Source organism: Yoonia sp., from assembly GCF_046292185.1.
Classification (GTDB): domain Bacteria; phylum Pseudomonadota; class Alphaproteobacteria; order Rhodobacterales; family Rhodobacteraceae; genus Yoonia.
Genome location: NZ_JBKBQY010000117.1, coordinates 1 through 8945, shown reverse-complemented (window position 1 = coordinate 8945; position 8945 = coordinate 1). Strand labels below are relative to the sequence as shown.

11 protein-coding genes are annotated in these 8945 nt (G+C 61.1%); 9 read left to right on the top strand and 2 right to left on the bottom strand.

Annotated features, from left to right (window positions below; all coding sequences use genetic code 11):
- From ACK4TM_RS15930 to ureG, 9 genes are all read left to right on the top strand, one after another.
- On the top strand, positions 1-1612 hold a 1612-nt coding region (locus ACK4TM_RS15930), incomplete at its 5' end, for a right-handed parallel beta-helix repeat-containing protein (RefSeq protein ID WP_409703049.1).
- 131 nt (positions 1613-1743) lie between these two features.
- Positions 1744-2577: an urease accessory protein UreD gene (locus ACK4TM_RS15925; RefSeq protein ID WP_409703047.1), complete on the top strand. Its 834-nt coding sequence runs from the start codon at positions 1744-1746 to the stop codon at positions 2575-2577.
- A 3-nt stretch (positions 2578-2580) separates the two neighbouring features.
- Positions 2581-2883, top strand: coding sequence for an urease subunit gamma (locus tag ACK4TM_RS15920; protein WP_409703045.1), 303 nt, complete (start codon positions 2581-2583; stop codon positions 2881-2883).
- Between the two features lie 45 nt (positions 2884-2928).
- Positions 2929-3234 (top strand): urease subunit beta, encoded by a 306-nt coding sequence (locus ACK4TM_RS15915; RefSeq protein ID WP_409703043.1) that lies wholly within the window; start codon positions 2929-2931, stop codon positions 3232-3234.
- 1 nt (position 3235) lies between these two features.
- On the top strand, positions 3236-4945 hold the full coding sequence (gene ureC, locus ACK4TM_RS15910) for an urease subunit alpha (protein WP_409703041.1): 1710 nt from the start codon (positions 3236-3238) through the stop codon (positions 4943-4945).
- Between the two features lie 114 nt (positions 4946-5059).
- Entirely contained in the window at positions 5060-5284 is a 225-nt protein-coding gene (locus ACK4TM_RS15905) for a DUF1127 domain-containing protein (protein WP_409703039.1), read from the top strand.
- Positions 5285-5336: 52 nt separating this feature from the next.
- Complete coding sequence (locus tag ACK4TM_RS15900) at positions 5337-5789, top strand: urease accessory protein UreE (RefSeq protein ID WP_409703037.1); 453 nt, start codon at positions 5337-5339, stop codon at positions 5787-5789.
- A complete protein-coding gene (locus ACK4TM_RS15895; RefSeq protein ID WP_409703051.1) occupies positions 5782-6417 on the top strand; it encodes an urease accessory protein UreF in 636 nt (211 codons plus the stop codon). Before ACK4TM_RS15900 ends, ACK4TM_RS15895 begins: the two co-directional genes overlap by 8 nt.
- A 14-nt stretch (positions 6418-6431) precedes the next feature.
- Positions 6432-7040, top strand: coding sequence for an urease accessory protein UreG (gene ureG, locus ACK4TM_RS15890; protein ID WP_409703035.1), 609 nt, complete (start codon positions 6432-6434; stop codon positions 7038-7040).
- A gap of 32 nt (positions 7041-7072) precedes the next feature.
- Here ureG and ACK4TM_RS15885 read toward each other — a convergent pair whose 3' ends face one another.
- Entirely contained in the window at positions 7073-7420 is a 348-nt protein-coding gene (locus ACK4TM_RS15885; RefSeq protein WP_409703033.1) for an HPF/RaiA family ribosome-associated protein, read from the bottom strand.
- 41 nt (positions 7421-7461) lie between these two features.
- On the bottom strand, positions 7462-8799 hold the full coding sequence (locus ACK4TM_RS15880; protein ID WP_409703031.1) for a mechanosensitive ion channel family protein: 1338 nt from the start codon (positions 8797-8799) through the stop codon (positions 7462-7464).
- Positions 8800-8945 lie beyond the last annotated feature (146 nt).

The following is an 8945-nucleotide window of genomic DNA, read 5'->3' as shown; positions in this document are numbered from 1 at the left end:
CCTGTTGAACGGCAATGTCACCCTGCAGAACAATACCCGTTTCGAAGGCCGGATCATACAGGCCGCGCAGCACAGGTTCATCCTGCAACGCGGCTACAATTACGACGCCTATCTGGATGCGCTCAAGGACGAGGAAACCGCCTTTAAAAAAGCCTATCAGGCGCTGATCAATTTTTCCGATCATGAATCACTCGATCTTTGCGGCAGGCGGATCTTGTTGAGCGGCCCTGTCGATATGCAGGGCTGTGATCCGTCGCGCGACCGCTATGAAATCCGCCGGGTCATCCGCAACGGTCAGTTTGAACCCGCCGACGGGGCGGCATGGGACAGCCAGACCGTCACCGCGCAGGCCAGCTATAGCGCCGCCAATGACCGGCAACTGACCAATGTCGCCGGGATCGCGCAGATCGCCGTGGGGTCGCTGGTGGCCGGTGCCGGTGTCGGGCGCGAGGTTTACGTGACCGCAGTCGATACCGCACAGGCGCGGCTGACGCTCAGCAACGCGCTCTATGATGCGGAAGGCACGCAGGATTTCACCTTTACCCGGTTCCGCTATCTGCTGGATTTTTCCGGTTACGAACGATTCAGCCAGTTCGTCCTGTCGGATATCGAATTTCAGTGCCGGGGCATCGCCAGCGGCATCATGATGGCCCCGGACGGGCTGACCTTTCATCTGCGCGATTGTTTCATCAACGGACCCAAGGACCGGGGGATCACCTCGCCGGGCTATGGCTGTCAGGGGATGATGATCGATCGCTGCCAGTTCATTTCCAACGAACAGGCCCTGCCGGTGGAAGACCGCGTGTCCATCGGGTTCAACGCCAATGCCAATGACGTCAAGATCCGCGACACAAGGACCAGCCGCTTCCTGCATTTCTGCGTGCTGGCGGGGTCCGGCAATCTGATCACCTCGAACCATTGGTTTCACGGCGACAATCAGAACGCCAGCGTGCGCAAGGGCGGCATTGTGCTGACCCTGCCCAATCCCAAAAGCGTGTTTACTGGCAATTACTGTGACAATAATTTCATCGAATGGACCAATGAGCATGAAAGTTCCCCCGCGCTGGGGCAGCAGTTTTCCTTTGGCGGGCTGACGATTACCGGCAATATCTTTACCACCAATGATGTCGTGCCGTGGTTCAATTTCATCGTGATCAAACCTTATGGGCCGGGGCATTACATCAATGGCTTTGCCGTGGTGGGCAATGTGTTCCGGTCGATCAACGGGCGCATCGCGCGGGTGGAAAGCGTCGATACCACCTTTGCCGATCTGGATTTCAGCCGCACGCGCAGCTTTGAATTCACCGCCAATACGTTTCACAACGTCGACACGCCCGTCGCCAACCCCGCCATGCTGACCCACCGGCAGACGACGGCGGCGGCGACATGGGTGATGAACACAGGGGATGCGCTGCCCTTTGGCGGGCGGGCGCGGCATGTGGACAGCGTGATGCCCGACGGCGCGATCACCACGGCGGCAAATCAGCGGATTCATGACATGCCCTGGGCCGAAGGCGAACAGGGTGCCGCCCGACGGTCGGTGCATCTGAACTGGAATATGCCGGTGCGCGGCGCTGTGCGCTATCAGGTCCGCATGGACCGAAGCGATTGAGGTGGATGCGATGAATTGCACAATAATTAAGCATATGACCGGAATATCGCGTTTCGCGCAGCGGTTTTGCACGACCTGCACTGGCCCTGTGCGCCGGTTTCTTGGCACAAGGACACGAAGGGATGACAGCAATGACCTATTCAGCCCAGATCGACATGGCGCAGGCCACGCCCTTGCCGCAGCGCGCGCAAGGGGCGCTGCATCTGTCGGCCAAACGGCGTGGCGCGGACAGTGTGATCGCCGATTTGCGCCAGCAGGGCGCGCTCAAGGCGCTGTTTCCGCGCAGCCACGGCGCGGCGCTGGATGCAGTGTTCCTCAACACCGCAGGCGGGCTGACGGGTGGCGACCGGATGGCGCTGGATATCGTGGCGCAGGCCGGCGCGCATGTCGTCCTGTCCTCGCAGGCGGCAGAACGTGGCTATGCGGCGCTGGACGATCAGATCGCGCATGTGGATGTGACCTTGCAGGTGGCGGATGGCGGGCGCATCGACTGGTTGCCGCAGGAAACCATCCTGTTCGATTGCGCGGCGCTGAACCGCCGGATGAATGTCGATCTGGCGGGCAGCGGGCAATGTTTGATCGTGGAGCCGGTGATATTCGGCCGGGTCGCGATGGGCGAGGTGGTGCATCAGCTACACCTGACCGACCAGTGGCGGATCAGGCGCGATGGCGCGCTGATCTTTGCCGATGCGCTGCGGTTGATCGGCGATGCCGATGCCTTGCTGGCGCGTCCCGCCATTGCGGGTGGGGCGGGGGCGATGGCGACATTGCTGCTGGCCTCCCCCTCTGCTGCCGGTCTGGCCGGGTCCCTGGACCTGCCCGAAACCGCCGGTGCCACCCTGCTGGCCGATGACTTGCTGCTGATCCGCCTGCTGGCCGCTGACGGTTTCACCCTGCGCCGTGACCTTATTCCCTTGATCGAGGCGCTGAGTGCCGCCCCCATCCCCCGTGTCTGGAGATTGTGACCCATGCAACTGACCCCGCGTGAAAAAGATAAACTGCTGCTTGCCATGGCCGCCGAGGTGGCGCGCAAACGCCTGTCGCGCGGCGTCAAGCTGAACTACCCAGAGGCGATCGCCCTGATCACCGATGCGGTGGTGGAAGGGGCGCGCGATGGAAGGTCTGTCGCGGATATGATGCAGGCGGGCGCGCAGATCATCACCCGCGATCAGGTGATGGATGGCATCGCCGACATGATCCACGAGGTGCAGGTCGAGGCGACCTTTCCCGATGGCACCAAGCTGGTGACGGTCCATGACCCGATCCGTTGAAAAGAAGATGAATATTTTTGGAAATAAGAAGCTGGGAGTAGTGCGATGAAACCGGGCGAAGTGATTGTGGCAGACGGCGATATCACCCTGAACGCGGGCGCAGAGGTGGTGACCCTGCAGGTCGCCAACACAGGCGACAGGCCCGTGCAGGTCGGATCGCATTTCCATTTCGCCGAGGCCAATCCGGCGCTGGATTTCGACCGGGCGGCGGCGCGCGGTCTGCGGCTGGATATCGCCGCAGGCACCGCCGTGCGGTTCGAGCCGGGCCAAAGGCGCGACGTGTCGCTGATCCCTTTGTCCGGCGCGCGCCGGGTGTTCGGGTTTAACCAAGCTGTGATGGGGGATCTGTAGGATGCCAGCAACAATCAACCGCCGCGATTATGCCGCGATGTTCGGCTCCACCGTGGGTGACAAGGTCCGGCTTGCCGATACGGAACTCTTTATCGAGGTGGAGCAGGATTTCACCATCTACGGCGAAGAGGTCAAATTCGGCGGCGGCAAGGTGATCCGCGACGGGATGGGCCAGAGCCAGGTCACGCGGGCAGGCGGCGCTGTGGATACTGTCATCACCAATGCGCTGATCGTGGATTGGACCGGCATCATCAAGGCCGATGTCGGCCTCAAGGACGGCATGATCGTGGCCATCGGCAAGGCGGGCAATCCCGACACCCAGCCCGGTGTGAATATCATCATCGGACCGGGGACCGAGGCGATTGCCGGTGAGGGCCGCATCCTGACCGCCGGTGGCATCGACAGCCATATCCATTTCATCTGTCCGCAGCAGATCGAGGATGCGCTCTATTCCGGCCTGACCACGATGATCGGCGGCGGCACCGGGCCTGCGCATGGCACGCTGGCCACCACCTGCACGCCGGGGCCATGGCATATCGGGCGGATGCTGCAGGCGGCGGATGCGTTTCCGATGAACCTTGCCTTTGCGGGCAAGGGCAATGCGTCGCTGCCAGCGGCGTTAGAGGAACAGGTGCTGGCCGGGGCGTCTTGTCTGAAACTGCACGAAGATTGGGGCACCACCCCGGCGGCGATTGATTGCTGCCTGTCGGTGGCGGATGCGCTGGATGTGCAGGTGATGATCCACACCGATACCTTGAACGAAGCGGGCTTTGTCGAAAACACCGTTGCCGCGCTGAAAGGCCGCACCATCCACGCCTTTCACACCGAAGGGGCGGGCGGCGGCCATGCGCCGGACATCATCAAGATCTGCGGCCAGCCCAATGTCATCCCGTCATCGACCAATCCGACGCGGCCATTTACCGTGAACACGATTGATGAACATCTGGATATGCTGATGGTCTGCCATCATCTGGATAAGTCGATCCCCGAAGATGTCGCCTTTGCCGAAAGCCGCATCCGGCGCGAAACCATCGCCGCCGAGGATATCCTGCACGATATGGGCGCCTTTTCGATCATCGCATCGGACAGTCAGGCCATGGGCCGCGTGGGCGAGGTGATCATCCGCACCTGGCAGACCGCGCATAAGATGAAGGTCCAGCGTGGCCAATTGCCCGAGGAAAAGGGCAATAACGATAATCTGCGCGTGCGCCGCTATATCGCGAAATACACGATCAATCCGGCGATTGCGCATGGGATTTCGGCGCATGTGGGGTCAATCGCGGTTGGCAAACGCGCCGATCTGGTCCTGTGGAACCCGGCGTTTTTCGGGGTAAAGCCGGAAATGATCCTGATGGGCGGAACGATTGTCGCGGCCCAGATGGGTGACCCGAATGCATCGATCCCGACACCGCAGCCGGTTTATACCCGTCCGATGTTCGGCGCCTTTGGCAGGTCGCTGGAACATTCTGCGGTGACTTTCGTCAGTGGCGCGGCGCAGGATGCGGGCATTCGCGACACGCTGGGGCTGGCGAAACAGACGCTGCCGGTCGTGAATACGCGCAATATCGGCAAAAAGGATCTGAAACTGAACGATGCGATGCCGCATGTCGAGGTGAACCCCGAAACCTATGAAGTCCGCGCAGATGGTGTGCTTTTGACCTGTGAACCAGCAGACGTGTTGCCGATGGCGCAGCGCTACTTTCTTTTCTGATGCTGCGTTGCAGAAAACGCATAGTGGCTTTGCGCAATGGGCGGTTGTTGGCAACGGCGCGCGGGCCTAACTTGGGGGCAGGGAGGAAAGAAAACAGCATTCAAGAGGTGCAACATGACTTTCCATACAGACAATACCCTGATCTCCAACCGCGAAATGCTGGTAGATCTGGTGATGACACCGGTGCGCGCCGTGGGCCGCTTTATCGTCCATGTGGCCGAAGCCTCGGCACAGGCCCGTGCCTTGCACGAAATCAACAACATGTCCGACGCGTCGCTGAAATCCGCTGGTCTGACCCGGTCGCAGGCTTTCGAAATGGTTCTCAACCGCCGCAGCTGACCAAGCCTATTCTGACTGATCGCTTTTCGCGGCATAACGCGAGGAGCTTGTGATGTCCCGTGCCTTGCGGACGCATTCCCATGCGCATGGCCCGGTGGCAGGCCATGTCAGCCTGACTTATGACGCGCGGATGCTGCGCCGCAAACGTCTGATCACCGATCAGGGAGAGCCGTTTCTGGTTGATCTGCCGCAGACCACGTCTGTCGATGCAGGCCATGTTTTCGTGCTGGAGGATGGCCGCCAGATCATGGTCAAGGCCGCGGAAGAGGCGCTGATGCGCGTCACCGGCGATTTGACCCGTCTGGCCTGGCATATCGGCAACCGTCATACCCCTTGCGCGATCATGCCCGATTGTCTGATCGTGCAGCGCGAAAAGGTGATGCGCGCGATGCTGGAACATCTGGGCGCGCAGGTTGTCGATTTTGACGGGCCCTTCACCCCCGAAGGCGGGGCCTACGGCCACGGTCGCACCATGGGCCATGACCACAGCCATTCTCATGCGTGATGCGGAGCTTTTGACATTGGCGCAATGGCTGTCACCGGCCTATCCGGTGGGGGCCTTTGCCTATTCCCACGGGCTGGAACGCAGCGTCGGACGCGGCGATATCCGCGATGCCGATGCGTTGGCGCGCTGGCTATCCGATGTGCTGACGCAGGGGGCCGGGCGCAGCGATGCGATCCTGCTTTGCGCGGCATATGCAGCGGATGATGTGGCACCTGTGGCCGAACTTGCCGCGGTCCTTGCGCCCAGCGTGGAACGGCGGATGGAGACGATGCAGCAAGGTGCCGCCTTTGCCGCGACCAGCCGCGCGATCTGGCACATTGATTTGCCCGATATGGCCTATTCCGTTGCGGTGGGCCGTGCCGCGCGGCTGATGGATCTGCCGGTGCAACCCACCGTGCAGCTTTGGCTGCAGGCCTTTGTCAGCAACCTTGTGCAGGCCGCACAGCGACTGATGCCCTTGGGGCAGACCGAGGCGCAGCGCATTCTTGCAGGGCTTGCGCCGCATTGCATCCGCGTCGGCAGTGACGCGACACGCGCCAGCCTTGACGATATCGGCAGCGCGACGTTCGCGGTTGATACTGCGTCGATGCAGCATAAACACAGTTATTCCCGGATTTTCCGGTCCTGATGAAAGGTCATCCCATGTCCCCCCACGGTCCTTTGCGCATCGGTATTGGTGGCCCTGTCGGCGCGGGCAAGACGACGCTGACGGCAGCCCTTGCGCGCGCGCTGAAAGATCAGGTCAGTCTGGCGGTGATCACCAACGATATCTACACGCAGGAAGATGCCGAAGCCTTGATGCGGATGCAGATCCTGCCCGCCGACCGGGTGATGGGGGTGGAAACCGGGGGCTGTCCGCATACCGCGATCCGCGAGGATGCGTCGATCAACCTTGCCGCTGTCGCTGAAATGAACGCGCGGCATCCTGATCTGGAGCTGATCCTGATCGAAAGTGGCGGCGATAACCTGTCCGCGACCTATAGCCCGGAACTGGCCGATCTGACGATCTATGTGATCGACACGGCGGCGGGCGAGGATATCCCGCGCAAGGGTGGCCCCGCGATCACACGGTCCGATATTCTGGTGGTGAACAAAACCGATCTGGCCCCCTATGTCGGTGCCTCGCTTGACGTGATGGCGGCAGATGCCGCGCGAATGCGCGGCGACCTGCCCGTCGTGTTCGCCAGCCTGCGCCACGGCAAGGGCGTGGATGATGTGATCGCCCTCATCCGCAGCATCGGCGGGCTATAGGATTGGCACCGACCTTCCCCGCGGGGAAGGTTTCAGCGCCGGCCCAGTTTGCCGAATTCACTGTCCAGCAGCGCGCGCAGCTTTTTCGCACCGCCGCGCAGGGCCTTTTCGACATCGGCGTCATGGTGGGTGACCGTCTGCGGCTGCATGCCTTCGGGCCGGCCTTCGACCGTGCAGCGGATATCATCGGACCCGCCCTTGGCGGCGTTCACGTCGACGACATGGACCTCGACCCGTGTCAGGCGGCTCGTCAGATGCCCCAGCGCGCCGGTGACGATGGTTTCGGCCACTTCGGCCAGACGGTCGTCGCCCTGAATGCTGGAATCGGTGTTGAGTTGGAACTGCATGACGGTCCTTTCGGTATTATATTTATATGTCATTCACTTAAGCGTAACGCGGCGGGTTTCAAAGGGTTCCCCGGCTAGTGCGCCGGTTTTTTGCGCAGCAGCTTTACCTCGCGCTGGGGGAAGGGAATGCTGATGCCATGGGCGGCAAAGGCATCCCAAAGAGCCAGAAACACCGCGCCCCGGATATTGGTCAGCCCGCCGGTCGGATCAGTGATCCAGAACCGCAGCACGTAATCCACCGAACTGTCGCCAAAGCCGATAACGTGACAGACGGCAGGGCGGGTTTTCAGCACACGGTCCACGCTTTCGGCGGCTTCTACCGCGATCTTGCGCACATCATGCGGGTTGTCGGCATAGGATGTGCCGAAATGGATATCGAGCCGGACGAATTCATTGGAATGCGACCAGTTGACTACTTGGCCGGTGATCAGGTCTTCGTTCGGGATCAGGTATTCCTTGCCGTCGCGCGTGACCACAGAGACATATCGCGCGCCCAGCGAATTGATCCAGCCGAACGTGTCACCAAGGCTGATCACATCGCCGGGCTTGATCGATTTATCCAGCAGGATGATCACGCCCGACACAAGGTTCGAGACCACCTTTTGCAAGCCAAAGCCAAGCCCGACCCCGATCGCCCCCGACAAGACGGCAAGCCCGGTCAGATCAAGCCCGAGCGCGCGGATGCCGATGAAAAACGCTGTGGCATAAAGGCCGATCTGTACGGCCTTGACCAGCAGCACCTGCATCGAGGGGCTGATATCGGGGTTGCTGGTGATCCTGTGGGCGGTTGTACGCATTACAAAACGCACCAGAGCCAGCAGCAGGGTCAGGATCACCAGCGACTGGATCAGCAACAGCAAGGTGAAACGGATTTCGCCGACGGTGAAGCCGATATTGTCCAGCACCTGTTCGGCCTGATCCACGACGCCCAGAATATAAAGCGTCACATAGACCCAGGCCCCATAGCGGATCGTGCGGCGCAAAGGCACGCTTTTGATCAGCCTTGTGGCAAAGGCGATCACCAGCCAGGCAAAGGCCAGCGTGCCGATGATGCTGAGCAGGTAGCTGCGGCTGGGCCAAGTATATTCGCGCATAATTGCGACGACGAGCCAGATCAGGATGACGAAAAAGATGCCCCGCAGCCGCTGATGGATCACCGCCAGAATGCGCAGCCGCGATTTGGGCCAGTTTTCGCGCGATGCCATCCAGTCGCGGATCGCAGGCCCCAGCCATGCACGCAGGAAATGCGCAAGGACGACCAGCCCGATGGTGATCCCGATCTGATACAGGTTCCACGGTCGCAGAAGCCCCAGCGCGAATATCTGCACCTGCGCATAGATATCGGTGCCGATGGTCACAATTTCCTGGATTTGCTGGGCTGACAGCTCTGGTGGCGGCTCTTGTTCTTCCATGGCGCTCCGTTCTTGCGGTGGTTCCGAACTGTCGCACGGGCCTTTGTGTCTGGCAAGTATGGCTGCCCTTGCGGGAAACCGGGGCAGGGTGTATCTGAACCCTTATGAAACAGGTTTTTGACATGGATGACCGCGCCCGCCTGCCC

Excerpts from the sequence above, each read along its gene's own strand:
- ACK4TM_RS15925 (WP_409703047.1), top strand. The coding sequence starts at position 1,744 with ATGACCTATTCAGCCCAGATCGACATGGCGCAGGCCACGCCCTTGCCG.
- ACK4TM_RS15920 (WP_409703045.1), top strand. The coding sequence starts at position 2,581 with ATGCAACTGACCCCGCGTGAAAAAGATAAACTGCTGCTTGCCATGGCC.
- ACK4TM_RS15915 (WP_409703043.1), top strand. The coding sequence starts at position 2,929 with ATGAAACCGGGCGAAGTGATTGTGGCAGACGGCGATATCACCCTGAAC.
- ureC (WP_409703041.1), top strand. The coding sequence starts at position 3,236 with ATGCCAGCAACAATCAACCGCCGCGATTATGCCGCGATGTTCGGCTCC.
- ACK4TM_RS15905 (WP_409703039.1), top strand. The coding sequence starts at position 5,060 with ATGACTTTCCATACAGACAATACCCTGATCTCCAACCGCGAAATGCTG.
- ACK4TM_RS15900 (WP_409703037.1), top strand. The coding sequence starts at position 5,337 with ATGTCCCGTGCCTTGCGGACGCATTCCCATGCGCATGGCCCGGTGGCA.
- ACK4TM_RS15895 (WP_409703051.1), top strand. The coding sequence starts at position 5,782 with ATGCGTGATGCGGAGCTTTTGACATTGGCGCAATGGCTGTCACCGGCC.
- ureG (WP_409703035.1), top strand. The coding sequence starts at position 6,432 with ATGTCCCCCCACGGTCCTTTGCGCATCGGTATTGGTGGCCCTGTCGGC.
- ACK4TM_RS15885 (WP_409703033.1), bottom strand. The coding sequence starts at position 7,420 with ATGACATATAAATATAATACCGAAAGGACCGTCATGCAGTTCCAACTC.
- ACK4TM_RS15880 (WP_409703031.1), bottom strand. The coding sequence starts at position 8,799 with ATGGAAGAACAAGAGCCGCCACCAGAGCTGTCAGCCCAGCAAATCCAG.